The organism is Streptomyces sp. NPDC048566 (assembly GCF_043199735.1).
Lineage (GTDB): Bacteria > Actinomycetota > Actinomycetes > Streptomycetales > Streptomycetaceae > Streptomyces.
On record NZ_JBICWL010000011.1, the window covers coordinates 14,584 to 40,427 of the forward strand.

Annotated in this window: 21 protein-coding genes; 12 read left to right on the forward strand and 9 right to left on the reverse strand. The window is 74.4% G+C overall.

Annotated features, from left to right (window positions below; translation table 11 throughout):
* The first annotated feature begins 88 nt into the window (after window positions 1–88).
* The gene (locus tag ACGFS9_RS18505) at window positions 89–1,054 is read left to right on the forward strand and encodes an ABC transporter substrate-binding protein (protein WP_393254404.1); all 966 of its coding nucleotides are present in this window, start codon (window positions 89–91) and stop codon (window positions 1,052–1,054) included.
* A gap of 438 nt (window positions 1,055–1,492) precedes the next feature.
* Here the strand turns inward: ACGFS9_RS18505 and ACGFS9_RS18510 are convergent, their stop codons facing one another.
* A complete protein-coding gene (locus ACGFS9_RS18510; protein WP_393254406.1) occupies window positions 1,493–2,023 on the reverse strand; it encodes a carboxymuconolactone decarboxylase family protein in 531 nt (176 codons plus the stop codon).
* A gap of 101 nt (window positions 2,024–2,124) precedes the next feature.
* Between ACGFS9_RS18510 and ACGFS9_RS18515 the strand changes: the two genes are divergently transcribed.
* Window positions 2,125–3,516: a PLP-dependent aminotransferase family protein gene (locus ACGFS9_RS18515; RefSeq protein ID WP_393254408.1), complete on the forward strand. Its 1,392-nt coding sequence runs from the start codon at window positions 2,125–2,127 to the stop codon at window positions 3,514–3,516.
* A 28-nt stretch (window positions 3,517–3,544) separates the two neighbouring features.
* Here the strand turns inward: ACGFS9_RS18515 and ACGFS9_RS18520 are convergent, their stop codons facing one another.
* Window positions 3,545–4,411 (reverse strand): hypothetical protein, encoded by an 867-nt coding sequence (locus tag ACGFS9_RS18520; RefSeq protein WP_393254654.1) that lies wholly within the window; start codon window positions 4,409–4,411, stop codon window positions 3,545–3,547.
* Between the two features lie 51 nt (window positions 4,412–4,462).
* Window positions 4,463–5,677, reverse strand: a complete 1,215-nt coding sequence (gene rocD / locus ACGFS9_RS18525; RefSeq protein ID WP_393254410.1) for an ornithine--oxo-acid transaminase — start codon at window positions 5,675–5,677, stop codon at window positions 4,463–4,465.
* A gap of 328 nt (window positions 5,678–6,005) precedes the next feature.
* Between rocD and ACGFS9_RS18530 the strand changes: the two genes are divergently transcribed.
* The 3 genes from ACGFS9_RS18530 to ACGFS9_RS18540 all read left to right on the forward strand — a co-directional run bounded on the left by ACGFS9_RS18530 (window position 6,006) and on the right by ACGFS9_RS18540 (window position 9,400).
* On the forward strand, window positions 6,006–7,451 hold the full coding sequence (locus ACGFS9_RS18530) for a glycine hydroxymethyltransferase (protein WP_393254412.1): 1,446 nt from the start codon (window positions 6,006–6,008) through the stop codon (window positions 7,449–7,451).
* A gap of 154 nt (window positions 7,452–7,605) precedes the next feature.
* Window positions 7,606–8,619: a tryptophan--tRNA ligase gene (gene trpS, locus ACGFS9_RS18535; RefSeq protein ID WP_393254414.1), complete on the forward strand. Its 1,014-nt coding sequence runs from the start codon at window positions 7,606–7,608 to the stop codon at window positions 8,617–8,619.
* Between the two features lie 190 nt (window positions 8,620–8,809).
* Window positions 8,810–9,400: a 2'-5' RNA ligase family protein gene (locus ACGFS9_RS18540; protein WP_393254416.1), complete on the forward strand. Its 591-nt coding sequence runs from the start codon at window positions 8,810–8,812 to the stop codon at window positions 9,398–9,400.
* A gap of 57 nt (window positions 9,401–9,457) precedes the next feature.
* Here the strand turns inward: ACGFS9_RS18540 and ACGFS9_RS18545 are convergent, their stop codons facing one another.
* Window positions 9,458–10,213, reverse strand: coding sequence for a decaprenylphospho-beta-D-erythro-pentofuranosid-2-ulose 2-reductase (locus ACGFS9_RS18545; protein WP_393254418.1), 756 nt, complete (start codon window positions 10,211–10,213; stop codon window positions 9,458–9,460).
* A gap of 79 nt (window positions 10,214–10,292) precedes the next feature.
* Window positions 10,293–11,642, reverse strand: coding sequence for an FAD-binding protein (locus ACGFS9_RS18550; protein ID WP_393254420.1), 1,350 nt, complete (start codon window positions 11,640–11,642; stop codon window positions 10,293–10,295).
* Between the two features lie 143 nt (window positions 11,643–11,785).
* On the opposite strand from ACGFS9_RS18550, the gene ACGFS9_RS18555 reads away from it, so the two are divergent.
* The 4 genes from ACGFS9_RS18555 to ACGFS9_RS18570 all read left to right on the forward strand — a co-directional run bounded on the left by ACGFS9_RS18555 (window position 11,786) and on the right by ACGFS9_RS18570 (window position 15,216).
* Window positions 11,786–12,340 (forward strand): phosphatase PAP2 family protein, encoded by a 555-nt coding sequence (locus ACGFS9_RS18555; RefSeq protein ID WP_393254421.1) that lies wholly within the window; start codon window positions 11,786–11,788, stop codon window positions 12,338–12,340.
* The gene (locus tag ACGFS9_RS18560) at window positions 12,333–13,277 is read left to right on the forward strand and encodes a decaprenyl-phosphate phosphoribosyltransferase (protein WP_393254423.1); all 945 of its coding nucleotides are present in this window, start codon (window positions 12,333–12,335) and stop codon (window positions 13,275–13,277) included. Before ACGFS9_RS18555 ends, ACGFS9_RS18560 begins: the two co-directional genes overlap by 8 nt.
* A gap of 434 nt (window positions 13,278–13,711) precedes the next feature.
* Entirely contained in the window at window positions 13,712–14,122 is a 411-nt protein-coding gene (locus ACGFS9_RS18565) for a GtrA family protein (protein ID WP_393254655.1), read from the forward strand.
* Complete coding sequence (locus ACGFS9_RS18570; RefSeq protein ID WP_393254425.1) at window positions 14,110–15,216, forward strand: YihY/virulence factor BrkB family protein; 1,107 nt, start codon at window positions 14,110–14,112, stop codon at window positions 15,214–15,216. Before ACGFS9_RS18565 ends, ACGFS9_RS18570 begins: the two co-directional genes overlap by 13 nt.
* A 182-nt stretch (window positions 15,217–15,398) precedes the next feature.
* Here ACGFS9_RS18570 and ACGFS9_RS18575 read toward each other — a convergent pair whose 3' ends face one another.
* A complete protein-coding gene (locus ACGFS9_RS18575; RefSeq protein WP_393254427.1) occupies window positions 15,399–16,652 on the reverse strand; it encodes a D-alanyl-D-alanine carboxypeptidase family protein in 1,254 nt (417 codons plus the stop codon).
* Between the two features lie 112 nt (window positions 16,653–16,764).
* On the opposite strand from ACGFS9_RS18575, the gene ACGFS9_RS18580 reads away from it, so the two are divergent.
* A complete protein-coding gene (locus ACGFS9_RS18580; RefSeq protein WP_393254429.1) occupies window positions 16,765–17,007 on the forward strand; it encodes an SCO4848 family membrane protein in 243 nt (80 codons plus the stop codon).
* A gap of 15 nt (window positions 17,008–17,022) precedes the next feature.
* Window positions 17,023–18,459: a metallophosphoesterase gene (locus ACGFS9_RS18585; protein WP_393254431.1), complete on the forward strand. Its 1,437-nt coding sequence runs from the start codon at window positions 17,023–17,025 to the stop codon at window positions 18,457–18,459.
* 71 nt (window positions 18,460–18,530) lie between these two features.
* Here the strand turns inward: ACGFS9_RS18585 and ACGFS9_RS18590 are convergent, their stop codons facing one another.
* The 3 genes from ACGFS9_RS18590 to ACGFS9_RS18600 all read right to left on the reverse strand — a co-directional run bounded on the left by ACGFS9_RS18590 (window position 18,531) and on the right by ACGFS9_RS18600 (window position 23,239).
* On the reverse strand, window positions 18,531–20,840 hold the full coding sequence (locus tag ACGFS9_RS18590) for a sulfatase-like hydrolase/transferase (RefSeq protein ID WP_393254433.1): 2,310 nt from the start codon (window positions 20,838–20,840) through the stop codon (window positions 18,531–18,533).
* Window positions 20,841–21,095: 255 nt separating this feature from the next.
* Window positions 21,096–22,499, reverse strand: coding sequence for an ATP-binding protein (locus ACGFS9_RS18595; protein WP_393254434.1), 1,404 nt, complete (start codon window positions 22,497–22,499; stop codon window positions 21,096–21,098).
* Between the two features lie 50 nt (window positions 22,500–22,549).
* A complete protein-coding gene (locus ACGFS9_RS18600) occupies window positions 22,550–23,239 on the reverse strand; it encodes a response regulator transcription factor (protein WP_393254436.1) in 690 nt (229 codons plus the stop codon).
* Window positions 23,240–23,406: 167 nt separating this feature from the next.
* On the opposite strand from ACGFS9_RS18600, the gene ACGFS9_RS18605 reads away from it, so the two are divergent.
* Window positions 23,407–25,824, forward strand: a complete 2,418-nt coding sequence (locus ACGFS9_RS18605; RefSeq protein ID WP_393254656.1) for an MMPL family transporter — start codon at window positions 23,407–23,409, stop codon at window positions 25,822–25,824.
* The last annotated feature ends 20 nt before the right edge of the window (window positions 25,825–25,844 follow it).

Sequence of the window (25,844 nt, forward strand, 5' to 3'; positions counted from 1 at the left end):
GCACAAGCACACGAGACCCGTAAGGAGACGGCGAAACCCGCCGTCCAGCGCAGGACTTCCTGCCCGAGAGAAGAGAGACGCCTTCACCATGATGAACAGAAAGCACACCCGTACGGCCGTCGCGGCCGCCACCGTCGCCCTCGCCCTCAGCGGCCTCAGCGCCTGCGGCGCCGCCAAGACGAACTCGTCCGGCGGGTCCGGTTCCGGCAAGGTCACCCTCACCGTCCCGTCCTGGGTCGGCGCCGAGGCCAACGCGGCCGTCGCCAAGTACATCCTGGAGCACGAGCTCGACACGAAGGTCGAGACGACCCAGCTCGACGAGACGGTCGCCTTCGACGCCCTCAACAGCGGCAAGGCCGACGCGATCCTGGAGGACTGGGGCGGCGCCGCGAAGAAGGTCTCGCAGTACGTCGACGACAAGAAGACGATCGTCGGCGCGGGCGAACTCGGCGTCACCGGTCACATCGGCTGGTTCGTGCCGAAGTACCTGGCCGACGAGCACCCGGACATCACGGACTGGAAGAACCTCGACAAGTACAAGAAGCTCTTCGAGACCGCGGAGAGCGGCGACAAGGGCCAGCTGCTGGAGGGCTCGCCGTCGTACACGACCAACGACGACGCCCTCATCAAGAACCTGAAGCTGGACTACAAGACCGTGTACGCGGGCTCCGAGGCCGCGCAGATCACCCAGATCAAGGAGAACTACAAGGCCAAGAAGCCGTTCATCAGCTACTGGTGGACGCCGCAGTGGCTCAACTCCCAGCTGGACCTGGTCGAGGTGAAGCTGCCCGAGTACAAGGAGGGCTGCGACGCCGACGCGAAGAAGGTGGCCTGCGGCTACGCGAAGACGCCGCTCCAGAAGTACCTCAACGCCGACTTCGCCAAGGACGGCGGAGACGCGGCCGAGTTCCTCAAGAACTTCAGCTGGACCAACGACCAGCAGAACGAGGTCGCTGCCATGATCGCGAACGACAAGATGAGCGCCGACAAGGCCGCCGAGAAGTGGGTCAAGGCGAACAAGGACGTCTGGCAGGCCTGGCTGCCCAAGAAGTGACCCGGCGGGGAACGGACCTCCCCGCCGCCGCGAGGACGTTCCACCGGCTCGGTCCTCGCCGGGCGTGCCGGGTGCCCCTTGCCGAGGGGCGCCCGGCAGGCCGGGCGGCCCGGCCGGGATGCCGCTCGGCCGTGCCGGCGTCCGTGCGGCCCGGGTGCGATGCCGGCCGGGGCGTCGGCCGCCCCGCGTTGCGGACCGGGCCCGAACGCGGCCCGGGTGGTGCCCGGTTGCCCGAGTTCGGCCGCCGACGGGCCGTCGCGCCGGGCCGGCGCGTTCCGCGGGCCGCGGATGCCCGCGCGCTCGCCGCGTCCCAGGGGCCGGGCGGCACCGGCGGGACGTCCGGCAGCGGGCCCTGGCGCAGGTCCCGCAACCACACGGCTCCGGTGCACCACGTGCCGTCCCCGGAACGGACGGCGGAGGGCCAGCCCGCGGCGGCCCTCAGGCGTGCTCCCCGGCCCGGTAGTGGCCGGGCACCATGCGGCAGGTCACGCCGAAGCGGTTCCAGGCGTTGATGACCGTGATCGCGGCGATCAGCCGGGCCAGCCCGGCCTCGTCGAAGTGGCGGGCGGCCCGCCGGTAGACCTCGTCCGGCACGAAGCCGTCCGTGAGGACGGTGACCGCCTCGGTCAGCTCGACGGCCGCGATCTCCCGCTCGGTGTAGAAGTGCCGCGACTCCTCCCACGCGGCGAGCTGCACGATCCGCTCCACGCTCTCGCCCGCCGCGAGGGCGTCCTTGGTGTGCATGTCGAGGCAGAACGCGCAGCGGTTCAGCTGCGAGGCGCGGATCTTCACCAGCTCCAGGAGGACGGGGTCCACCCCCTGCCGGGCCGCCGCGTCGAGCCGCACCATCGCGCGGTGGACGTCCGGCGCGAGCCGCGCCCAGTCCAGCCGCGGCGGGTGCTCGGGCGCGTACGGCGCGCTCTCCCCGCCGGCCGTGCCGGCGGCCCGCGTCGTCGTGCCGTCGCTCATGGTGTTCCTCCCGGTGGTCTGGGCGGGCCGCGCGGCTCGCGTCCCCGGTGGCCCGCCGTCGACCCTACGAAGGCGGCAGCCCGCGGGTATGGTCCATTTCCATGGCGAGAACACGGGCCACTCCGGGGATCGACCTGCACGTCGAGCCCGCCGGGCGGGGTGTCCGCAAGGGGCTCACCGACGCGCTGCGCGAAGCGGTCCGCACCGGCAGGCTGGCGCCCGGCACCCGGCTGCCGTCCTCCCGTTCGCTCGCCCCCGACCTCGGAGTCGCCCGCAACACCGTCGCCGACGCCTACGCCGACCTCGTCGCCGAGGGGTGGCTCACCGCACGCCAGGGGTCCGGTACCCGCGTCGCGGACCGCGCCGTCGCCGGGCGGACGCCCGAGCCCGCGCCACGCCGCCGGGAACCGCGCCGCCCCGTCCACGACCTCGCCCCCGGCAGCCCCGACCTCGCCTCCTTCCCGCGGTCCGGCTGGCTCAAGGCCGCGCGCCGCGCGCTGGCCCACGCCCCGAACGAGGCTCTCGGCTACGGCGACCCCCGGGGCCGGCCCGAACTGCGCGCCGCGCTCGCGGGCTACGTCTCCCGCGCCCGCGGGGTCCACGCCGACCCGGAGCGGATCGTCGTCTGCTCCGGATTCGCGGACGGCCTGACACTGCTCGGGACCGTCCTGCGGCGGCGCGGACTGCGATCGGTCGCCGTCGAGTCCTACGGCCTGGACACGCACTGGAACCTGCTGCACCGCTCGGGGCTGCCCACCGTCCCGCTGCCGTTCGACGAACACGGCACGGACCCGGCGGACACGGCGGGGGCCGGAGCCGTCCTGCTCACCCCGGCCCACCAGTTCCCGATGGGCGCGCCGCTGCACCCGGACCGGCGGGCCGCCGTCGTCGACTGGGCCCGCCGCACCGGGGGAGTGGTCCTGGAGGACGACTACGACGGGGAGTTCCGCTACGACCGGCAGCCCGTCGGCGCGCTCCAGGGCCTCGACCCGGACCACGTGGTCCACCTGGGCACCGCGAGCAAGTCCCTGGCGCCGGGCCTCCGCCTCGGCTGGCTGGTGCTGCCGCCGTCCCTCGCGGACGAGGTCGTCTCCCTGAAGGCGGAGGGCGGTTGGTCCACCGGAGTGCTGGACCAGCTCACCCTGGCGGAGTTCATCACCTCCGGAGCCCACGACCGCCACGTGCGCGCCGCCCGGCTGCGCTACCGGCGGCGCCGGGACGCCCTGGTCGCCGCGCTTGCCGCCCGCGCGCCCGCCGTCCGCGCCACCGGCATCGCGGCCGGGCTGCACGCCGTCCTGCGGCTGCCGCCGGGCACCGAGCAGTCGGTCGTCCGGGCCGCCGCCCGGCAGCGGCTCGCCGTGCACGGCCTCGCCCGCCACCGGCATCCCGACGCCGCCGGCCCCGCACCGGACGCCCTCGTCGTCGGCTACGGCACCCCGCCCGACCACGCCTGGCCGGGCGCCCTGGACGCGCTGTGCCGGGTCCTGCCGTGAGCCGTCCCCGTCGCGGGCGGGCCTCCGCTCAGGCCCGCGACGGCCGCGTCGCCCCGGTCTCCCGCTCCGCTGCCGGCGCCTCGCCGAAGCGGGCCAGGGCCAGGGCGCCCGCCACCGCCACCGCGAAGCCGACGACCGCGAGCCAGGTCAGCCCCTCCCGGGTGCGGTCACCGAGCCAGACCACCCCCACCAGGGCGGGGCCGATCGTCTCGCCGACGACGAGCCCGGCCGTGGCCGTCGTCACCGAGCCCCGCTGGAGCGCCGTGGTGAGCAGCAGGAACGCCGCCCCGCCGCCGACGAGCAGCGCGTACGTCGCCGGGTTCGTCAGCAGGCCCACCGGGTCCAGGTCCTCGATCAGCCGCACGGCCACCTCGACGACACCGAACCCGAACCCGGCGCCGAGCCCCAGCGCGAGCGCCCGCCCCCGGTCGGGCAGCCGGCCGCCGGCGAGCCCCAGCAGCAGGACGGCCACCGCGATCCCGAGCATCGCGTACTTCAGCGCCGCCGAGCCGGTCCGGTCGCCCTCCGCCCCGGACGAGAGCGCCAGCAGCGCGAGCCCCGCGCACACCACCCCCACCGCGCCCCACTCGACCCGGCTGAGCCGGACGTGGATCAGCCACGAGGCGACCACCGCGGTCACCGCGAGGCTCGCGGCGAGAGCGGCCCCGACCACGTAGATCGGCAGGGACCGCAGCGCGGCGATCTGGAGCAGGAAGCCGACCCCGTCCAGCGCGAGTCCGGCGAGGTAGCGCCACTGCCGCAGCGCCCGCAGCAGCAGGGTCGCGGCCCCCGCGGCCCCGCCGCTCGTCCCGCTCGCGCCGGCGGCCCGCGCGGCCATCGCCTGGAGCACCGTCGCCGTACCGAAACAGACCGAGGCCCCCAGGGCGCACACCATTCCGAAGAGCACGAGGCGACTGTAGGGGACGGCGCGGCGCCGGAGCCGTTCCTACGCCCCCAACACCTCGCGCAGCCGGTCCAGCCCCCAGTCCAGGTCCTCCCGGCTGACGACCAGCGGCGGGGCGATCCGCACCGTGACGCCGTGGGTGTCCTTGACCAGCACCCCGCGCTCCATCAGCCGTTCGGAGATCTCCCGGCCGGTGCCGGCCTCCGGGGCGATGTCGACGCCCGCCCACAGGCCGCGCCCGCGCACGGCGGTGACGTGCCCCGAGTCGGTGAGCCGCGCCAGCTCCCGGTGCAGGTGCCCGCCGAGTTCGGCGGCCCGCCGCTGGTACTCGCCCGTCCGCAGCATCGCGATCACCTCCAGCGCCACCGCGCACGCCAGCGGATTGCCCCCGAACGTCGACCCGTGCTCCCCGGGCCGGAACACCCCGAGGACCTCCGCGGACGACACCACAGCCGACACGGGCACCACCCCGCCGCCGAGCGCCTTCCCGAGGACGTACATGTCCGGCACCACGCCCTCGTGCTCGCAGGCGAAGGTCCGGCCGGTGCGCCCGAGGCCCGACTGGATCTCGTCCGCGACGAACAGCACGCCCCGCTCCCGCGTCAGCTCCCGCACCGCCGGCAGATAGCCGGGCGGCGGCACCAGCACCCCGGCCTCCCCCTGGATCGGTTCGAGGAGGACCGCCACCGTGTTCTCCGACACCGCCGCCCGCATCGCCGTCAGGTCCCCGTAGGGCACGATCTCGAATCCGGGGGTGTACGGGCCGAAGTCCGCCCGCGCCTCCGGGTCCGTCGAGAAGCTGACGACCGTCGTGGTCCGCCCGTGGAAGTTGTTGCCCGCCACGACGATCTTCGCCCGGCCGTCGGGCACCCCCTTCACCCGGTACCCCCACTTGCGGGCCGTCTTCACCGCCGTCTCCACGGCCTCGGCGCCCGTGTTCATCGGCAGCACCATCTCCATGCCGCACAGCGAGGCCAGCTCCCGGCAGAAGTCCGCGAACCGGTCGTGGTGGAACGCCCGCGACGTCAGCGTGACCCGGTCCAGCTGCGCCTTCGCCGCCTCGATCAGCCGCCGGTTGCCGTGGCCGAAGTTGAGCGCCGAGTACCCGGCGAGCAGATCGAGGAAGCGGCGCCCCTCGACGTCGGTCATCCACGCCCCGTCCGCCGTCGCCACGACGACGGGCAGCGGGTGGTAGGTGGGCGCGCTGTGCGCGTCGGCCGAGGCGATGAACGCCCGCGTCGTCTCCGAACCGTCCATGGCGCCGGCGCACCTCCGTTCTCCGGCCCGCGGGGGGCGGGTCCGTGGTCTCCTTCCTACCGCCGCTCGCATGGTGGACGGGGGAACCCGCTGATCCGGCGCGCCCGGTAGGCTGACGGCGGGGCCGTGACTGGCGCGCTGGGATGGGACCGACCATCGGGGAGCGGCACCCACGCCGTGACGTCCCGGGAGCCCTCCCGGACCCCCGGCCCCGCCGCGAGCGGGCCGTTTGCGGGGTCCGCCGGCGAGCGGACGGGAAGCCCCGGCAACCGAGTGCCGTGCGCCTGGGCCGACCCGTGAACGCCGCACGCCACGTCCGGAGGCCGTCATGCCAGAGCCCCTCTCCACCGAGTCCACCGCCTTCCGCAGCGCCCTCGACGTCATCAGGGCCGTCGAGCCGCGCGTCGCCGACGCCATCGGCCGGGAGGTCGCCGACCAGCGCGACATGCTCAAGCTCATCGCGTCCGAGAACTACGCCTCCCCGGCCACCCTGCTGGCCATGGGCAACTGGTTCAGCGACAAGTACGCCGAGGGCACCGTCGGCCGCCGCTTCTACGCCGGCTGCCGCAACGTCGACACCGTCGAGTCGCTCGCCGCCGAGCACGCCCGCGAGCTCTTCGGCGCCGAGCACGCCTACGTGCAGCCGCACTCCGGGATCGACGCCAACCTCGTCGCCTTCTGGGCCGTCCTCGCCGCACGCGTCGAGGTCCCCGCGCTCGCCGAGGCGGGCGTCCGCAACGTCAACGACCTCGGCGAGGCCGACTGGGCCGCACTGCGCCGGGCGTTCGGCAACCAGCGCATGCTCGGCATGTCCCTCGACGCGGGCGGCCACCTCACCCACGGCTTCCGCCCGAACATCTCCGGCAAGATGTTCGACCAGCGCTCGTACGGCACCGATCCCGCCACCGGCCTCATCGACTACGAGGCCCTGCGCGCCACCGCCCGCGCGTTCAAGCCGCTGATCATCGTGGCCGGCTACTCCGCCTACCCCCGTCTGGTGAACTTCCGGATCATGCGGGAGATCGCCGACGAGGTCGGTGCCACCCTCATGGTCGACATGGCCCACTTCGCCGGCCTCGTCGCGGGCAAGGTCCTCACCGGCGACTTCGACCCGGTGCCGCACGCCCAGATCGTCACCACGACCACGCACAAGTCGCTCCGCGGCCCGCGCGGCGGCATGGTCCTGTGCGACGAGACCCTCGCCGAGCAGGTCGACCGCGGCTGCCCGATGGTGCTCGGCGGTCCCCTCCCGCACGTCATGGCCGCCAAGGCCGTCGCGCTCGCCGAGGCCCGCCGCCCCGAGTTCCGCGACTACGCGCAGGCCGTGGTCGACAACGCCCGCGCGCTCGCCGAAGGGCTGATGCGCCGCGGCGCCACGCTCGTCACCGGCGGCACCGACAACCACCTCAACCTCGTCGACGTGGCCTCCTCCTACGGACTCACGGGCCGTCAGGCCGAGTCGGCGCTGCTCGACTCGGGCATCGTCACCAACCGCAACGCCATCCCCGCCGACCCCAACGGGGCCTGGTACACCTCCGGCATCCGCATCGGCACGCCCGCGCTGACCACCAGGGGCCTGTGCACGGCCGAGATGGACGAGATCGCGGGGCTCATCGACCGCGTCCTCACCGCCGCCGAGCCCGGCACCACCGCCAAGGGCGCTCCCTCCAAGGCGCAGCACGTCCTCGACGCGAAGATCTCCGACGAGATCGCCCACCGGGCCACCGACCTGCTCGCCCCGTTCCCGCTGTACCCGGAGATCGACCTCGGCTGACGGCCCGCCGCCGTCACCCCGGCGCGGAACGGCTCCGGCGCGGCGCGCGGCGGCCCGGCGTGGACGCGCCGGGCCGCCGTCCGCGTCCGGGCCGGGGCCCGCCGGGGTCCGGCCCGTTCCGGAACGGGTCCCGGTACCTGAGAGAATGGTGGGCATGGCCTCTGACAGTCCTCGCGTGCTCTCCGGAATCCAGCCCACGGCTGGCTCGTTCCACCTCGGCAACTACCTCGGCGCGGTCCGCCAGTGGGTGGCCCTCCAGGAGTCCCACGACGCGTTCTACATGGTCGTCGACCTGCACGCGATCACCGTTCCCCAGGACCCCGCGGACCTGCGGGCCAACACCCGGCTCGCCGCCGCGCAGCTCCTCGCCGCGGGCCTGGACCCGGAGCGCTGCACCCTCTTCGTGCAGAGCCATGTGCCCGAGCACGCGCAGCTCGCGTGGATCATGAACTGCCTGACCGGTTTCGGCGAGGCGTCCCGCATGACGCAGTTCAAGGACAAGTCCGCCCGCCAGGGCGCCGACCGGGCGAGCGTCGGCCTGTTCACGTATCCGATCCTCCAGGTCGCGGACATCCTGCTGTACCAGGCCAACGAGGTGCCGGTCGGCGAGGACCAGCGCCAGCACATCGAGCTGACCCGCGACCTCGCGGAGCGCTTCAACGGGCGCTTCGGCGAGACGTTCACGGTCCCCAAGCCGTACATCCTGAAGGAGACGGCGAAGATCTTCGATCTCCAGGACCCGGCGATCAAGATGAGCAAGTCGGCCTCGACGCCCAAGGGGCTCATCAACCTGCTCGACGACCCGAAGGCGACCGCCAAGAAGGTCAAGAGCGCGGTCACCGACACGGACACCGTCATCCGGTACGACACGGCGGAGAAGCCGGGCGTCAGCAACCTGCTGACCATCTACTCCACGCTCACCGGGACGGGTGTCGCCGAACTGGAGCAGAAGTACACGGGCAAGGGCTACGGTGCGCTGAAGACCGATCTCGCCGAGGTCATGGTCGACTTCGTGACCCCGTTCCGCGAACGCACCCGGCAGTACCTGGACGACCCCGAGACCCTCGACTCGATCCTCGCCAAGGGCGCGGAGAAGGCCCGTGCCGTCGCCGCGGAGACGCTCTCCCAGGCGTACGACAAGGTCGGCTTCCTGCCCGCCAAGCACTGACCGGCGGTCCGCCGCCGCGGCGGCGGACCGCCGGGGCCCCTTCGGCGGTCCGTACGAGACGAGCGCGACACTCGTCCGGCCGCCGTTTGCGGGCCCGGCCGCCGTACAGTCGATAGCCGGGCAGGCCGTCACCGCCCTGTCCGCCCCGCACCACCACCGCCCGGACGACGGAACGACGACAGGAGACGACGTGGGGACCGTAACGATCGGCGTGTCGATCGCGGTCCCGGAGCCTCACGGCAGCCTGCTCCAGGAGCGGCGCGCGGGCTTCGGCGACCCCGCGGCTTCCGCCATCCCCACCCATGTCACGCTGCTGCCGCCGACCGAGGTCGAGGAGTCGGCGCTGCCCGCGATCGAGGCGCACCTGCTCGACGTCGCGGCGGCCGGGCGCCCGTTCCCGATGCGCCTGTCCGGCACGGGCACCTTCCGCCCGCTGTCACCGGTGGTGTACGTCCGGGTCGCCGACGGCGCCGAGGTCTGCACCTGGCTGCAGAAGCAGGTCCGGGACGCGTCGGGCCCGTGCGCCAGAGAGCTGCAGTTCCCGTACCACCCGCACGTCACCGTGGCGCACGGCATCGACGACCAGGCGATGGACCACGCCTTCGAGGCCCTCGCCGCATACGAGGCCCAGTGGTCCTGCACCGGCTTCGCGCTCTACGAGCAGGGCGCCGACGGCGTCTGGCGCAAGCTCCGCGAATACGTCTTCGGCGGCGCCGTGGTGCCCCCGCAGGCGTGCCCCGTGGAGCAGCGGGACACCAACACCACCCTGCCCGCCCTGTAGCGCCCCGCCCGGGCGCGCCCGAACGGCGCCGGGGCGGGACGCGCCGGACGGCCCGGCTCAGAGGGGCAGTCTGCGGAACAGCCCGCGCGGTGCGTGCCGCAGCGCCGACATCACCACACGCAGCGCGCCCGGCACCCACACCGTCTCCGAGCGGCGCCGCAGCCCCAGCTCGATCGCCGCGGCCACCGCCTCCGGGGTGGTCGCCAGCGGCGCCTCCGGCAGGCCGGCGGTCATCCGGGTGCGGACGAAGCCCGGCCGGACGATCATCACGTGCACACCGGTGCCGTACAGGGCGTCGCCGAGTCCCTGCGCGAACGCGTCGAGCCCCGCCTTGCTGGACCCGTAGATGAAGTTGGAGCGGCGGGCGCGCTCGCCGGCGACCGAGGACAGCACCACCAGGGAGCCGTGCCCCTGCGTCTGGAGCGCCTTCGCGCACACCAGTCCCGACGAGACGGCCCCCGTGTAGTTGGTCATCGCGACCCGGGCCGCCGCGACCGGCTCCCGCTCGTCCAGCGCCTGGTCGCCGAGGACCCCGACGGCCATCAGCACCATGTCGACGTCGCCCTCGGCGAACACCTTGCCGAGCGCCTCCTCGTGCGCCTCCGGGTCCAGGGCGTCGAAGGCCACGGTCCGGACGTCGGCGCCGAGCGCCCGCAGCTGCCCGGCCGCCTCCTCCAGCGCGGGCGTCGGCCGGCCGGCCAGCCACACGGTGCGGGTGCGCCGGACGATCATCCGGCGCGCGGTGGCCAGCGCGATCTCGGACGTGCCGCCGAGGATCAGCAGGGACTGGGGGATACCGAAGGCGTCCTTCACGACAGCTCCTTGGGGCGGGGACCGGGGGCGGCCCGGGGCGGGGACGGGGGACGGGACGGGCGGGCGCGGGCGGGGCGCCTCACAGGTTCAGGCGGCGGGAGAGGTCGGAGGTGAAGACGCCCCGGGGGTCCAGCTCCCGCCGCAGCGAGCGGAACGCGTCGAGCCGCGGGTACATCGAGGCCAGTAGCTCGGGCCGCAGCCGGGCGTCCTTGGCGAGGTAGACGCGCCCGCCGGCGGCCGCCACCTCCTCGTCGAGGCCGTCGAGGAAGGCGCCGAGGCCGGGGAGGTTCGCCGGGATGTCGAGGGCCAGGGTCCAGCCGGGCACCGGGAAGGACAGCCAGCCCGGATCACCCTCTCCGAAGCGCTTCAGGACGGCCAGGAAGGACGGGCACCGGTGCGCGGAGATCCGCCCCACGATCCGCCGCAGCACATCCTCCTGCCCGTGCCCGACGACGAACTGGTACTGCACGAAGCCGCCGCGCCCGTACACGCGGTTCCAGTGCGGCACCCCGTCGAGCGGGTGGAAGAAGGTGGAGATGGGCTGGAGTTCGCCGGTCCGCAGCCGGGGCGCCCTGCGGTACCACAGCTCGTTGAACAGGCCCACCGTCGTCCGGCCGAGCAGCCCCTCCGGCAGGTGGGAGGGGGCGGCCGGCAGCCGTGCCGGACGGAAGGCCAGCGGCCTGCTGCGGGCGCGCGGGGGGAGGGCGTCGAGCGGGGCGTGGTCGCCGCGGCTGAGGACCGAGCGGCCCATCCGCGCGCCGCGCGCCAGCAGGTCGATCCAGGCGACCGAGTAGCGGTAGAGGCCGTCCGTGGCGGTCATCCGGGCCATGAGGTCGTCCAGGTCGGGCGCGCGCTCGGTGTCGACGGACATCAGGGCGGTCCGCACCGGCTGGAGGCGGATGGTCGCCGTGAGGATCACGCCGGTCAGGCCCATGCCGCCGGCCGTCGCGTCGAAGAGCGGATCACCCTGCCCGACGGTCCGCACGCCGCCGTCGGCGGTGAGCAGTTCGAAGGACAGCACGTGCCGGGCGAACGAGCCGGACACGTGGTGGTTCTTGCCGTGGATGTCCGCCCCGATCGCCCCGCCCACGGTCACGTAGCGGGTCCCCGGCGTGACCGGCACGAACCAGCCGAGGGGGAGCAGCAGTTCCATCAGCCGGTGCAGGGAGATCCCGGCGTCGCACAGGACGGTGCCGCCGGCGGCGTCGACGGCGTGCACCCGGTCCAGGCCGGTCATGTCGAGCACGGCACCGCCCGCGTTCTGCGCGGCGTCGCCGTAGGCCCGCCCGAGCCCCCGGGCGATCCCTCCCCGCGCCCCGCACTCCCGGACGGCGGCCGCCGCCTCCTCGTAGCTGCGCGGACGGACCAGACGGGCGGTGGTCGGGGCGGTGCGGCCCCAACCCGTGACGGAGACGGTGTCGGCAGGCATGCCCGTGACCGTAGCGCCGGCGAGGGCGCGGACCGGGGCAATCTCCGCGCCCCCTCAGGGCTCCTCACCGAAATGGGTGATTAATGGGATGTCGTCATAGATTGCCGTAATTCTTCCCTCACTCCCTAGAAGAGTGAGATCGCATGGACGACCTTGACGACCGTGACGACAGGGACCCGCGGCCCGCGCCCGGCGGCCGGCTCGGCGCCGCGGACCGGCGACTGCTGACCGCGTTCCACGCCCGCGGCACGGACCCCCGGGTCGCGGCCGGCGCCCGCGCCCTGTCCTGGAGCGGCGAACACGGTGCGCTCTGGCTCGCCGCCGGACTGGCGGGAGCCGCCGCCGACCGGGAGCGGCGGGGCGCCTGGCTGCGCGCGACCGCCCTCACCGCCACCGCGCACCTCGCGAGCATGGGGGTGAAGCGGATGGTGCGCCGCCCGCGCCCCTCCCACGTGCAGCCGCGGGTCCGGACGGCGGGGCGGCACTCCTTCCCCAGTTCGCACGCCGCCTCCGCGACCGCCGCGGCGGTCGCCTACGGCGCGCTGGGCGCTCCCGTCGTCGTCCCGCTGGCCGCCGCGATGTGCGTGTCCCGCCTCGTCGTGGGCGTGCACTATCCGACCGACGTCGCCGCGGGCGCGGCCCTGGGCGCCGCGGCGGCCCTGCTGGGCGCCCGCCGGACCGGGGCGCGCCATGGCTGAGCGCACGGCACTGCTGGAACGCGCCCCCGCCGCGCCGCCGCCCCCGCGGAGCGCGGCCGGGCTCCTGCGGGGCCTCGTCCGGACCGCCCGCCCCCGCCAGTGGGTGAAGAACGTGCTCGTCGTGGCCGCCCCCGCCGCGGCCGGCCGGCTGTTCTCCGGGCCCGCGCTCGGGCGGCTCGCCCTCGTCTTCGCCCTGTTCACGGCCTGCGCCGCCGCGGTGTACCTGGTCAACGACGCCCGGGACGCCGCCGCCGACCGGGCCCACCCGGTCAAGCGCCACCGCCCGGTCGCCGCGGGCCAGGTCCCCGTCCCCGTCGCCTACGCCGCGGGCGGCGTCCTCGCGGTCCTCGCGCCGGCCCTCGCCGCCTGGCTCTGCTCACCGGCCGTGTGCGCCCTGCTGACCGCCTACATCGGCATGCAGCTGGCGTACTGCGTCAGCCTCAAGCACGTCCTCGTCGTCGACCTCGCCGTCGTCACCACCGGGTTCCTCATGCGGGCGATGGCCGGCGGACTGGCCCTCGGTATCCCGCTGTCCCGCTGGTTCCTGATCACCACCGGTTTCGGCGCGCTGTTCATGGTGGCCGCCAAGCGCTATTCGGAGGCCGTGCGGATGGCCGGCGCGGCGGGCGCCACGCGCGCGCTGCTCACCGAGTACACGACCGGCTACCTGCGGTTCGTCTGGCAGCTGGCCGCCGGGGTGTCCGTCCTCGGCTACTGCCTGTGGGCCCTGGAGGAGGGCGGCGTGGCCGGCACCGGTCTGCTGCCGTGGCGCCAGCTCTCCATGGTCGCCTTCGTCTTCGCGGTGCTGCGCTACGCGGTCTTCGCCGACCGGGGAACGGCCGGCGAACCGGAGGACGTCGTGCTGCACGACCGCGCGCTCGCCGTCATCGGCCTGGTGTGGCTCGCGATGTACGGGCTCGCGGTGGCGAACTGGTGAGGACCGCCGATCACCGCGCCGGCCGCGCCGCCGCGCCACCCGGCACCGCGGCACCGAGGACCACCGCGCCCGGGGTCGCCCTGCCCGGGTCCGCCGCCCCCGCTGCCGCTCCTCCCGTGCCCCTTCCGTCCGAGGCCGTCCCGGCGGGGTCCGTTCCGCCCGGTCCCGTTCCGTGCGAGGCCGTGCCGGCGGGGTCCGTTCCGCCCGGTCCCGTTCCGTCCGAGGCCGTGCCGGCAGGGTCCGTTCCGCCCGGTCCCGTTCCGTCCGGGGCGGTCCCGTCCGGGGCGGTCCTGGCGGAGTCCGCCTCTCCCGGGGTCGCCCCGCCCGGGACCGCTCCCTCGGGGGCTGCCCCCGCGTCGTCCCCCGCGGGGAGGCCCCTTCCCGGGGGCGCACCCTTCCTCGCCGGGGCGCGGCGGCGCGGTCGCGGGCGGTTCCTGCGCGAGATCCTCGGCTTCGCCGCCGCCGGGCTGCTCGCCTACGCCGCCGACCTCGGCCTCTTCCTGTGGCTGCGCGGACCGGCCGGGCTGGACCCGCTGACCGCCAAGGCCCTCTCGTTCCTCGCGGGCTGCTCGGTGGCGTACGCGGGGAACGCGCTCGGCCCCTACCGGCACACGGCCCGCGGCCCCCGGCCGTACGCGGTCTTCTTCGCCGTGAACGTCGCGGGCGCCCTGGTGCAGCTGCTCTGCATCGCGGTCAGCCACTACGGACTGGGGCTCACCTCGCGGCGGGCCGACGTCGTCTCCGGCGCGGGCATCGGCATGGCGATCGCCACGGTCCTGCGTTTTTGGGGTACCCGCACATTGGTTTTCCGAGGCGAGGGCAGGGGCCCATCATGGACTGGCTGAAAAAGATTCCCGGCGTGGGCCCCTGGGTCGCGACGCTCATGACCACTCACGCGTGGCGGTCGTACGAGCGGCTGGACCGGGTGAAGTGGACCCGGCTCGCCGCGGCGATGACCTTCATCAGCTTCGTGGCGCTCTTCCCCCTGCTCACCGTGGCCGCGGCGATCGGTGCCGCGACGCTGAGCGACCAGCAGCAGAAGGACCTCCAGGACAAGCTCGCCGAGCAGGTGCCGGGCATCTCCGACCAGCTGGACATCAACAACCTGGTCCAGAACGCGGGCACCATCGGGCTCATCGCCGGTGCCCTGCTGCTGGTCACCGGCATCGGCTGGGTCGGCTCGATGCGCGAGTGCCTGCGCACCGTCTGGGAGCTGCCCGACAGCGAGGGGAACCCCCTGCTGCGCAAGCTCAAGGACGGTGGCGTGCTCGTCGGACTGGGCGGCGCGGTGCTCCTCACCGTCGCCGTGTCCACGCTCGCCTCCACGGCGGTGGGCTGGTCGTCCCGGCAGATCGGCATCGACGAGAACGGCTGGGGGAGTGTGCTGCTCCAGATCATCGCCTTCGCCGTGGCCGTCCTCGCCGACTTCCTCGTCCTGCTGTACGTCCTGACCCTGCTGCCGGGGGTCCAGCCGCCCCGCCGTCGGCTGATCGTCGCCTCGCTGATCGGCGCGATCGGCTTCGAACTGCTCAAGCTGCTGCTCAGCGGCTACATGCGCGGTGTGGCGTCGAAGAGCATGTACGGCGCCTTCGGGGTGCCGATCGCCCTGCTGCTGTGGATCAACTTCACGTCGAAGCTGCTGCTGTTCTGCGCCGCGTGGACGGCGACGCGGAGCAAGGAGGACGAGCTGGAGCCCGCCGGGGAGTCAGGGGAGTCCGGGGACGCCGAGGAGCGCGGAGCGACGGGGGAAGCCGGAGGACCGGTGCGCTCGGGCGGGGACGGGGGCGCGACGCAGCAGGCGGGCGCCGCGGCGGGAGCGGCCCCGGCCGGGGCGGAGACCGGCCGGCGGTCGTCCGACACGGACGCACCGGCGGAAGCCGACGGCCCGGCGGCCGGGACGCTCCCGCCGTCCGGCACCCAGGAGCGCCGGACGGTGTGACCGCGCCGGGCGCCGCGGGCGCCCTGCGGACCGACAGCGAGGGGTCCCGGGCCGAAGAGGCACCGGGACCCCTCGCGTACGCCCGGCCTCACCCGCGTCCGGCTCGTCTCCGCCCGGCCCTGCGCCCGGGAGCGGACGCCTACGGGCCGGCCGGTGCGACGGCGCACGGGCGGGCCGGTCGCTCAGCTCCGGGAACGGCCGGGCCAGCGGCGGTTCACCAGGTAGACGCCCGCGGCGAGCAGGACGAGCACGCCGCCGATGACGGCCAGCGCGACACCGACACCGCTCGTCCGGCCCTTCGCCGCCGCGGAGGCCGCCACCGGCTTCCGCGAGGAGCCGGAGCCCGGGGTGGCGGAGGACTTCGCGCCGGGCTGCGCCGAGGTGTCGACGCCCTGGGGCGGAACGAGTTCGCCCACCGGCTCGACCTTGCCCGCCGCCTCGAACCCCCAGTCCAGGAGCCGCGCCGCCTCCTTGTACACCTCGTTGTGCTCCTCCTTCTCCGGCTTCATCACCGTGACGAGGAGCACCTTGCCGCCGCGCTCGGCGACCCCGGTGAAGGTGGCGCCCGCGTTGGTGGTGTTGCCGTTCTTCACCCCCGCGATGCCCTGGTAGGTGCCGACATCGCTGTCACCGGTCAGCAGTCTGTTGGTGTTCTGGATCTCGAAGGACTCGCGGGTCGTCCGGCCCTTGGCGTTCTCGGCCGTGGCGCCGGGGAACTTCGCGCGCACCGTGGAGCAGTACTCGCGGAAGTCCTTCTTCTGGAGACCGGAACGGGCGAACAGGGTCAGGTCGTACGCCGACGACACCTGCCCCGGGGCGTCGTAGCCGTCGGGGCTCACCACGTGCGTGTCGAGCGCCTGGAGGTCCTCGGCGTGCTGCTGCATGTCCGCGACCGTGCCGGCGACTCCGCCGTTCATCGCGGACAGCACGTGCACGGCGTCGTTGCCGGAGCGCAGGAAGACACCCAGCCACAGGTCGTGGACGGAGTAGGTCTCGTTCTCCTTTATCCCCACCAGGCTGGACCCCGCGCCGATGCCCGCGAGGTCCGAGGCGGCGACCTTGTGCGCGGTGGTCTTGGGGAACTTCGGCAGCACGGTGTCGGCGAACAGCATCTTCAGGGTGCTCGCCGGGGGCAGCCGCCAGTGCGCGTTGTGCGCGGCGAGGACGTCGCCCGACTCCGCGTCGGCGATGATCCAGGAGCGGGCGCTGACGTCCTTGGGGAGCACCGGCACGCCGTCGGCGAGGTTCACCTGGTTGCCGGGCAGGCCGAGCCGGCTGCCGCCGACGCGCGACATGGTCGCCGGGGGAGTCGCCGACGGGGAGGCCGTGGGGAGGGCGTCGCCGTCCGCGTGGGCGGGCGCGGTGAGAGACAGAGTCAACATGGTGGCTGAAGTGACCAACAAGGATCGCGTGATGGTCTTTTTCGAGGCTGGCACGGTCGAGAAAGTACAGGGCGGGTGCCCCGCGGGCCCACCGCCGTCCGGGGCGCCTTGCGGGCCCTCCGCACCCCGGCGCCGGGTCCCGGCCGGAGGCGGCGATACTGAACCCATGAAGCTCAGCCGCCCCGTGTCCTGGTTCCTGCTCGCCTTCGGGGTGTGGAGCTGGGTCATCTGGGCCACTTTCGTCAAGAATCTCTACAAGGACGGCAGCGGACTCGCGTTCGACTCCGCGGGCGATCCGACGGCCTACTTCTGGGTGCACCTGACGCTGGCCGTCGTCTCCTTTGTGTTGGGGACGGTCGTCGGGGTCATCGGGTTGCGCGGCCTGCGCGCTCTGCGCCGAACGTCATAACGGAGGCGGGGCGCCGTGGTCGTCGTGTTCGTGCTGGTGGGTCTGGCCGTGGCGGCCGTGCTCGCCGGGTTCCACCGGTATGCCTGGGTCCGGCTGGTGCGGGACACCACGGCCGGACCGGGAACGGCCCGCCGGATCGGTACGGCCGTGTTCGTCGCGGGGCCGCTGCTGATGGTCGGCGCCCTGGTGAGCGAGCGTGCGGGCGCGCCGTTCTGGCTCCAGCGGGGTCTGGGGTGGCCCGGCTTCCTGTGGATGGCCCTCTCGCTCTACCTGCTCCTGGCGCTGGCGGCGGGGGAACTCCTCCGGCCGCTGCTGCGGCGGGCCCTCGACCGCCGTGCCGCGGTCCGCGCCGCGGCCGCCCCCGCCGCCGTGGACCCGGCTGCGACGGACCCGGCCCCGCCGGAGGCGGACACGTCTCCGTCGGCAGCCGCCGGGACGCCGGCGGAACGCTTCCCCGCACCCGCGCCCACCGCCCCGCGCTCACCGACGTCACCGACGGCATCGGCGGACCCGGCGCGGCCGGGGCCACGGGCGGCCCCGGTGCTGCCGGCGCCCCCGCCGGACGGCGCGTCCCCGGACGGTCGCGCGGGCACCGCCCCGACGGACGGTGCCCGGCCGCTCGCGTCGCCTTCCCGACGGCTGTTCGTCTCGCGGGTGGTGGGCGGTGCCGTCGCCGCGGCGGCCGTCGGCACGGTCGCCCACGGGACGTACGGAGTGCTGCGGGGGCCCTCGGTGAAGCGGGTCACCGTGCCGCTCGCCAAGCTGCCGCGGTCCGCCCACGGCTTCCGGATCGCCGTCGTGAGCGACATCCACCTGGGGCCGGTGCTCGGCCGGGGGTTCGCGCGGAAGGTCGTCGACACCATCAACTCCACGCAGCCCGACCTGATCGCCGTCGTGGGCGATCTGGTCGACGGCAGCGTGAAGGACCTGGGCCCCGCCGCCGCCCCGCTCGCCGGGCTGCGGGCCCGGCACGGCGCCTGGTTCGTCACCGGCAACCACGAGTACTTCTCCGGGGCCGAGCAGTGGGTCCGGGAGGTACGGGAACTGGGCATCCACCCCCTGGAGAACGCGCGCACCGAGCTGGCCGGCTTCGACCTCGCCGGCGTCAACGACGTACAGGGCGAGAGCGAGGGACAGGGCCCCGACTTCGGCAGGGCGCTCGGCGGCCGGGACCCCGCCCGGGCCTGCGTGCTGCTCGCCCACCAGCCGGTGCAGATCCACGACGCGGTGCGGCACGGCGTCGACCTCCAGCTCTCCGGCCACACCCACGGCGGGCAGCTCTGGCCGGGCAGCCTCGTCGCCGCGGCCGCCAATCCGACGGTCGCGGGACTGGAGCGCTACGGCGACACTCAGCTGTACGTCTCCCGCGGCGCGGGCGCCTGGGGGCCGCCGACCCGGGTCGGCGCGCCCTCCGACATCACGGTCGTCGAGCTCGCCTCGCGCCAGGCCTGACCACCCCGCCGCGCCCCGTCGCGCACCGTGCGGCCGAGCCCGTTCCGGCCGGGACGGGCCGCGGTGAGCCCTCAGGGGTGCGGTGTCGATCCGTACGCCGTCAGGAAGCGGTCGCGGAACGCGCTCATCTTCCAGACGGGAGCGCCGTGCGCGGGGCGGAGACCGTCCGTCCACCCCCAGTCGGCGATCCGGTCGAGGACCTTCGGGTCCTTGGCGACCACCGAGACCGGCACGTCGCGGCTGGCGTGGTCGCCGCTGACCCGGGCGATGGGCTGGTGGTCGCCGAGGAAGACCAGCACCGTGTCCTTGCCGCCGTACCGCGTCAGGTAGTCGATGAGGCTCGTCACCGAGTACTGGATGGACTTGCCGTACTCCTCCTTCGACTTCTGCGCACTGGTGATGATGTCGCCGGGCCGCTTGCCGGCCTTCTCGACGGCGTCGTAGACCGATCCGTCACCGACCTCGTCCTGCGGGACCGTACGGGGGATCGGCGCCCACGGCTGGTGACTCGACGTCAGGATGATCGTCGACATCAGCGGCTTGTCGTGCTTCCTGCCGTGCACCAGCCGCTCGAACGCGGTCAGCGCGTACTGGTCCGGCATGGTCGACCAGCTGAACTTCGGCCCCCGGTAGCCGAGGTCGCGGGAGTCGTAGAGCGTGTCGATGCCGTAGAACTTCTGCTCGGGCCACGCCTTCTGGACGCCCGGCATGACGCCGACGGTCTCCCAGTCACCCGTCTTGGCGAAGGCGCCGGGCAGGGTCAGGTGCTTCCCCGCGGTGACGGTGCGGTAGCGCTGCTGGTTGTTGATCCACAGGCCCGACAGGAACGTCGAGTGCCCGAGCCAGCTGCTGCCCCCGTACGTCGCCGACGTGAGCCAGCCGCTCTTCGCCGCGAACCCCGCGGCGGTGAGCTTCCGGTTCTCGGCGGCGAGGGTCGCGTCCACGCCCGGCGCCTCGACGGGGTCCTCGATCGCGCTGCGGCCGTAGCTCTCGATGAAGGCGATCATCATGTCCTTGCCGCGCAGGCCGGTGAGCAGCTGGTCCGGCGGCGTGTTCGCGAACGCGTCCTTGCGGGCGATCCGCGCGAACGCGGCCTCGTCCCGGATCGTGTCGCGCACCCGCCGCGCCCGGTCCTGCACGCCCAGCGCGACCTGTTCGGAGGCGACGGGCACGCCCGTCACCTGGACGCCGAGCGCCGCGCAGGTCACCCAGACGATCGTCGCCAGCAGCGTGGCGCGCGTCGCCGCCTCGGTGTGCCGGCCCACCAGGGCGGCGAGCCGGACCACCGAGAGGGTGACGAGCGCCAGGACGGCGAGCACCAGGAGCACGGCCAGCACCGCGAGACCGAGGGCGCCGCCGCTGCCGAAGGTGTCCTGGAGGTAGGCCCGGGCGTCGCCGAACAGCGACCAGTCCAGGACCACGTTGAAGCCCCGGCCCAGATACGCGTTGAAGCCGATGTCGAGCAGGTTCAGCACGGTCAGGGCGCCGAGGGCCAGCCCGGCGGCCACCGCCGCGGCGATCCGCGGCCGGCGGGGCAGCGCGATCAGCAGGGCGGCGCCGAACACGGCCTCGACCGGCAGGCGCAGGAACTCCGCGGGGTGGAACCCGTCGGCGCGGCCGGGCATCAGCAGCGCGAACAGGACCAGCAGGACGGCGAGGCCGGTCACCGTCCCCGCCACACCGCGGGCGGCACGGGGGTACCGCTCCCGCAATGCGCGCGGCGCCCACCGGGCCGCCACCGGGCCGCCCGCGTCCGCGGTGCCGTCCGCGTCCCCCGCGCCCGCGTCCGTCGCGCTGCCGGGGTCCGCCGCGCTGTCGGCGTCCGCGCCGGTCGTCGTTCCCGGGTTGGTCGCGTTGCCGGGGGCTGTCGCCGCTGCCGCGTCCCCCGTGTCGCCCGCGTCTCCGCGCGTGTCCGCCGCGCTGTCCGTGTACGCGCCGGTCGTGCCCAAGTTCGTCGTGTTGCCGGGGTCCTCCGTTGCGGCCGTGCCCCTCGTGCCGGTCGAGCCCGCGTTCGCCGCCGTGTCCGTCGCGCTGTCGGCGTCCGCGCCGGTCGTCGTTCCCGGGTCCGGCGTGCTGTCGACGGCCGTCGTCGCTCCCGCGTCCACGGTGGCGCCCGCGTCCCCCGTGCCGACCGCCTCCGCCGTGCTGTCCGCGGCTGCCCGCGCGTCCGCCGTCGCGGGCTGCGCGGGCGTTTCGGCGGCGGGCTGCGTGGCGGGGGGCTCGGGCGCGGGGGAGGACCCGCCCGGTTCGGGCCCTTGAACCGCCGGGGCGGCGGCCGGCCCGGTGCCGGGCCCGGGTGCGGGGCCGCGCCGCTCCGGCGCCTCCCCGGGCACCTCCCGTTCCGGTGTGTCGCCCGGCGGCACCCCGTCCGTCCTCGGCACCTGTCGTGACCTCGATGTGAACGACAACCCGGCGGTCCTTCCCTGCGCGGCGCGGTGGTGGCGGGCGGACCGGGAGGGTGGGGACCGGTGCCGCCTTCGACGAGGTGTACGGCGCCGTGTCGGACCGTGTTCAATCGCTGGGGTCAGCATCTGCCCAAGTCCGTTCTCGCAGCTCACGGCGGGGTCGAAGCGCATCGGCGGCCCCGGTCGCGGTGGTCCGCGGGTCACACGGGCCGGGCGCGGGGCGCCGCGGGCTCACCGGTCCGGCAGGGTCACCGTCACGTCGAGCCCCTCGCCCGGCGCCGTCCGCACGGCGACGCTCCCCCCGTGCGCCGTCACCACGCCCTGCACGATGGCCAGGCCGAGGCCGCTGCCGGCACCGCCGCCCGCACGAAAGAAGCGGTCGAACACCCGTGCGGCGTCCTCCTCGCCGAGCCCCGGCCCGCGGTCCGCGACGCTCAGCCGCACGACACCGCCCGCCCGCACCAGGGCGATGCGCACCGGCGCGTCCGCGGGGGTGTGGGTGGTCACGTTGCCCACGAGATTGCCCAGCACCTGCCGCAGCCCCGACTCGTCGGCCTGCACCAGCAGGGCGCCGTCGGCCTCCACGGTCACCGGGCGCCCGGGCTGCTGGGCCCGCAGGTCCCCGGCCGCGTCGCGCACCAGCCGGCTCAGGTCGACGGCCCGGAGGCGCAGTTCGGGGCGCTGGTCGAGGCGGGCCAGCGTGAGCAACTCGTCCACGAGGCGGCCCATGCGGTCGGCCTCGCCGTTCATCCGGTCCCAGGCGCGCCGCCGTTCGACGGGGTCGGTGAGCATCCCCTTGTCGTACAGCTGGAGGTATCCGCGTATCGCCGCCAGGGGGGTGCGCAGTTCGTGCGAGGCGTCGCCGACGAAGCGGCGCAGCTGGGCGGCGCTGCGCTCCCGGGTGCGGTGGGCCGACTCGACCTGCTGGAGCATGGAGTTGAGGGCGAGCCGCAACTGCTCGACCTCCTGGGTCGGGCGGTGGCTGGAGGGCACCCGCCGGGTCAGGTCGCCGTCGGCGATGGCCGACGAGGTCTCCACCATCGCCTCCAGCGGCTTCATCCGGCGGCGCACGCTGAACATGGTGAGACAGGCGAGCAGCGCCAGCAGCAGGGTGCCGACGGTCAGGTCGAGCCGGAGCGCCTTGCCGATGCCCTTGTGCAGCCCGTCGGTCGACGTGGCGAACAGGACGTAGGTGCCGTCGGCCAGGCGGGCGCCGGTCGCCCGGTAGGCGGCCCCGCGCACGGTGATCTCCCGCGGATCGCCGTCCCCGGCCAGGGCGGCGGGTTCGCCCACGGCCGCGGCGAACGCCCGCTGGCCGGCGCTCGGTTCGACACCCGCCACCTCGACCGCGCGGCCCCGCTCGTCGACGGCGGCGAACAGCGAGTCCGGCCGGGGGGACTCGTCCACCGCCGGCCCGATGCGGTCCCGGACGAACGTCAGGGCGGTCAGCGAGTCGATCTGGCTCATGGTCAGCTGGGAGACGCCCAGCGACTCGCGGGTCTTGGCGAGTTGCGCGTCCACCTGGTCGAGCAGGTAGTGCCGCATGCCCATGAGGCTCACGGCCGTCGCCGTGACGATGCCGAGGGCGAGGAGCGCCACGTTGGCGAGGGTCAGCTGGCCGCGCAGCGAGTGCACGCCGTGCCGGCACCGCGGGCGGCGCGGCCGGACCGGGACGGTCGTCGCCCTCACGCGAGTCCGTAGCCGACGCCGCGCCGGGTCTGGATCACCGGCGGCCCCAGCGGTGCGAGCTTGCGGCGCAGGTAGCTGATGTAGGTCTCCACCACGGTGGACTCGGCCGGGTGCTCGTACTGCCAGACGTGGCGCAGGAGTTGGTCCTTGGGCACGATCCGCCCGCCGTTGCGCACCAGGAAGCGCAGCAGGGCGTACTCGGTGGGGGTGAGTTCCACGGTGGCGTCCCCGCGGTGCACCCGGTAGGTGGTCTCGTCCAGCTCCAGGTCCCCGTACCGCAGGGGCGGGCGCTGCGGGAGCACGTCGTCGGGCCGGGTGCGGCGCAGCACGGCGGTGACCCGGGCGATGACCTCGTCGAGGTTGAACGGCTTGGTGATGTAGTCGTCGCCGAAGCCGAGCGCGCCGACGATCTCGGCGGGCGCGTCCCGGGCGGTGAGGAAGACGACGGCGAGACCGGGCCACCGGGAGCGCAGTTCCCGGCCGAGCGCCCGGCCGTCGCCGTCGGGAAGCATGACGTCGAGCAGGGCCGCGTCCGGGCGGGTGCGCTCGGCGAGCGCGAGGGCCTCGCGGACGGTGCCCGCCGCCATCACCTCGAACCCGTGGTAGCGCAGCGCGATGGTGAGGACGTCGGCGATGCTCGGCTCGTCCTCGACGACGAGGACGGTGGATCCCCCGGGAGCGCTCATGCCTCCAGTATCGGCGCGGCCCCCGGCCGGCGGGACGTTGGTCTCCTTGGAGTTCCTTGAGAGTCATGGGCGCGTCGTGTCCCCGCCCGCGCGGCGCGGCCGATGCTGTGCGCAGGACCTGGGGGACCGACCGATCGACCCGACAAGGAGCGTTGAGCGTGGCGGCATTGGCACGGTGGTGCTATCGGCACCGGTTGGTGGTCCTGTTGCTGTGGGTGGGGGCACTGTTCGGTCTGGGCTTCGCGGCGTCCGCCGCGGGCACGGACTACGCGAACGTCTTCTCCCTTCCGAACACGGACTCCAAGCGCGCGTACGACCAGATGGAGAAGGCCTTCCCGGACAGCGCCGGAGACACCGACACGGTGGTCTGGAAGGCCGATACGGGGACGGTGCGGGACGCGTCCGTGCGGTCCCGGATGCAGCCCGTGCTCGACGAGATCGCCGGCATGAAGGGCGTCGGCGCGGTCGCGGGACCCTACGACGGGCGGCGGGGCGCGGCTCAGATCAGCCGTGACGGCACGATCGCCTACGCCCAGGTCACCTTCACCGAGCAGGCGAACGCCGTCCCCAAGGAGCTGGTGCAGGACGTCGTCGACACCGCGCGGGACGCGGCGGGCGACGGTCTGCGGGTCGAACTGGGCGGCCAGGCGATCCAGCGGGTGCAGGAACCGCCCACCGGACTCGCCGAGATGGTCGGCATCCTGGCCGCGGCCGTCGTCCTCTTCCTCGCCTTCGGCTCGCTGTTCGCGATGCTGCTGCCCATCGGCATCGCCGTGTTCGGTGTCGGCACGGGCCTGTTCTCCACGCAGCTGCTCAGCCACGGCACCGACATCCCCGACCTGGCCCCCCTGCTGGCGACACTGATCGGCCTCGGCGTCGGCATCGACTACGCGCTGTTCATCGTCACCCGGCACCGGCGGGGCATCCTGCGCGGCATGGAGCCGGAGGAGTCGGCGGTCACCGCCCTGAACACCTCGGGCCGGGCGGTGCTGTTCGCGGGCGGCACGGTGTGCATCGCGCTGGCCGGCATGCTCGTGACCAACCTGCGCTTCCTGGACGGCGTGGTCATCGGGACCTCTCTCACCGTCGTGTTCAGCGTGCTCGCGGCCACCACGCTGCTGCCCGCGCTGCTCGGCCTGCTCGGCAAGCGGGTGCTCAGCCGCCGCCAGCGGCGCAGGCTCGCCGACCGGGGCCCCGAGACCGAGCGGGCGAGCGGCGCCGCGGCGCGCTGGTCCGCGGCGGTGCAGCGCCGCCCGCGGGCGATCGCCGCCCTCGCCGTCGTCGTCATGGCGATCCTCGCGATCCCGGTCCTGTCGCTGCGCCTGGGCGCCACCGACCAGGGCAACGACGATGCCTCGACCACCACCAGGAAGGCGTACGACCTGCTGGCGGAGGGCTTCGGGCCCGGGTTCAACGGCCCGCTCCAGGTGGTGGTGACCGACGGGGACCCGCGGGCCCTGGTGACCGGTATCGAGGAGACGTCCGGGGTGGCCCGGGTCGCCGCGCTGCCGCCCGCGCACGGCGTGACCGTCATCCAGGTCGTGCCGACGACGTCGCCGCAGTCGCAGCGGACCGACGAGCTGATCGACACCCTCAGGGACCGGGTGATCCCGGACGCCGGAGCGACCGCGCACGTCGGCGGGGTCACCGCGGTGTCGAAGGACTTCGCCACCATCACCGGGGACCGGCTGCCGTACTTCGTCGCCACCATCATCGGCCTCGGCTTCCTGCTCCTGCTGGTCGCCTTCCGCTCGCTGGTGGTCCCGTTGACGGCCGCGCTGATGAACCTGATCGCCGCCGCCGCGTCCTTCGGCGTCCTGACCGCCGTCTTCCAGTGGGGCTGGGGCCTGGACCTCCTCGGACTCGGCAAGGAGGGCCCGATCAACGCCTTCCTGCCGGTCATCATGCTCTCGCTGCTGTTCGGACTCTCCATGGACTACCAGGTGTTCCTGGTGAGCCGGATGCACGAGGAGTGGGTGCACACGCGGGACAACGCCCGTGCCGTGCGGGTCGGTCTGGCCGAGACCAGCAGGGTCATCAACTCCGCGGCGCTGATCATGGTCTGCGTGTTCCTGGCCTTCGTCCTCAGCGGGGACTCGGGAGCGGCGATGGCCGGCGTCGGTCTCGCCGCCGCCGTCGCGCTGGACGCCTTCATCCTGCGGACGGCGCTGGTGCCGGCCGCGATGCACCTGCTCGACGACGCCAACTGGTGGCTGCCCGCGGGCCTGGAGAAGCGACTGCCGCACCTGGCGGTCGAGCCGGCCGGGGAACGGCCCGCCGAGGAGCCCGCCCCGCCCGAGGGCGGCGCGAGCGTCGTGCACGGTTTCGTACGCGACGCGGAGGGCGCGCCCGTCGACGGAGCGGTCCTGACGCTGCTGTCCAAGGGCGGCCGCCAGCTCGACCGCGTGACCTCGCTGGCCGACGGCTCGTACATCGTCTCGGTGCCGGCTCCCGGCACGTACCTGCTCTCGGCGACCGCCCGTTCGCACGGGGCGCGGGCCGGGCACGTCGTGGTGGCCGACCGGCCGCTGGTGTACGACGTGCGGCTGGCGCAGGGCGAGGTGGACGCCGACGCGGTCGGCTGACCGCTCCGGGCCCCCGCGGG

What these genes read in the sequence shown, in the direction of transcription:
- ACGFS9_RS18505 (WP_393254404.1), top strand. Translation starts at nt 89, where the DNA reads ATGATGAACAGAAAGCACACCCGTACGGCCGTCGCGGCCGCCACCGTC.
- ACGFS9_RS18510 (WP_393254406.1), bottom strand. Translation starts at nt 2,023, where the DNA reads ATGAGCGACGGCACGACGACGCGGGCCGCCGGCACGGCCGGCGGGGAG.
- ACGFS9_RS18515 (WP_393254408.1), top strand. Translation starts at nt 2,125, where the DNA reads ATGGCGAGAACACGGGCCACTCCGGGGATCGACCTGCACGTCGAGCCC.
- ACGFS9_RS18520 (WP_393254654.1), bottom strand. Translation starts at nt 4,411, where the DNA reads ATGGTGTGCGCCCTGGGGGCCTCGGTCTGTTTCGGTACGGCGACGGTG.
- rocD (WP_393254410.1), bottom strand. Translation starts at nt 5,677, where the DNA reads ATGGACGGTTCGGAGACGACGCGGGCGTTCATCGCCTCGGCCGACGCG.
- ACGFS9_RS18530 (WP_393254412.1), top strand. Translation starts at nt 6,006, where the DNA reads ATGCCAGAGCCCCTCTCCACCGAGTCCACCGCCTTCCGCAGCGCCCTC.
- trpS (WP_393254414.1), top strand. Translation starts at nt 7,606, where the DNA reads ATGGCCTCTGACAGTCCTCGCGTGCTCTCCGGAATCCAGCCCACGGCT.
- ACGFS9_RS18550 (WP_393254420.1), bottom strand. Translation starts at nt 11,642, where the DNA reads ATGCCTGCCGACACCGTCTCCGTCACGGGTTGGGGCCGCACCGCCCCG.
- ACGFS9_RS18555 (WP_393254421.1), top strand. Translation starts at nt 11,786, where the DNA reads ATGGACGACCTTGACGACCGTGACGACAGGGACCCGCGGCCCGCGCCC.
- ACGFS9_RS18560 (WP_393254423.1), top strand. Translation starts at nt 12,333, where the DNA reads ATGGCTGAGCGCACGGCACTGCTGGAACGCGCCCCCGCCGCGCCGCCG.
- ACGFS9_RS18570 (WP_393254425.1), top strand. Translation starts at nt 14,110, where the DNA reads ATGGACTGGCTGAAAAAGATTCCCGGCGTGGGCCCCTGGGTCGCGACG.
- ACGFS9_RS18580 (WP_393254429.1), top strand. Translation starts at nt 16,765, where the DNA reads ATGAAGCTCAGCCGCCCCGTGTCCTGGTTCCTGCTCGCCTTCGGGGTG.
- ACGFS9_RS18600 (WP_393254436.1), bottom strand. Translation starts at nt 23,239, where the DNA reads ATGAGCGCTCCCGGGGGATCCACCGTCCTCGTCGTCGAGGACGAGCCG.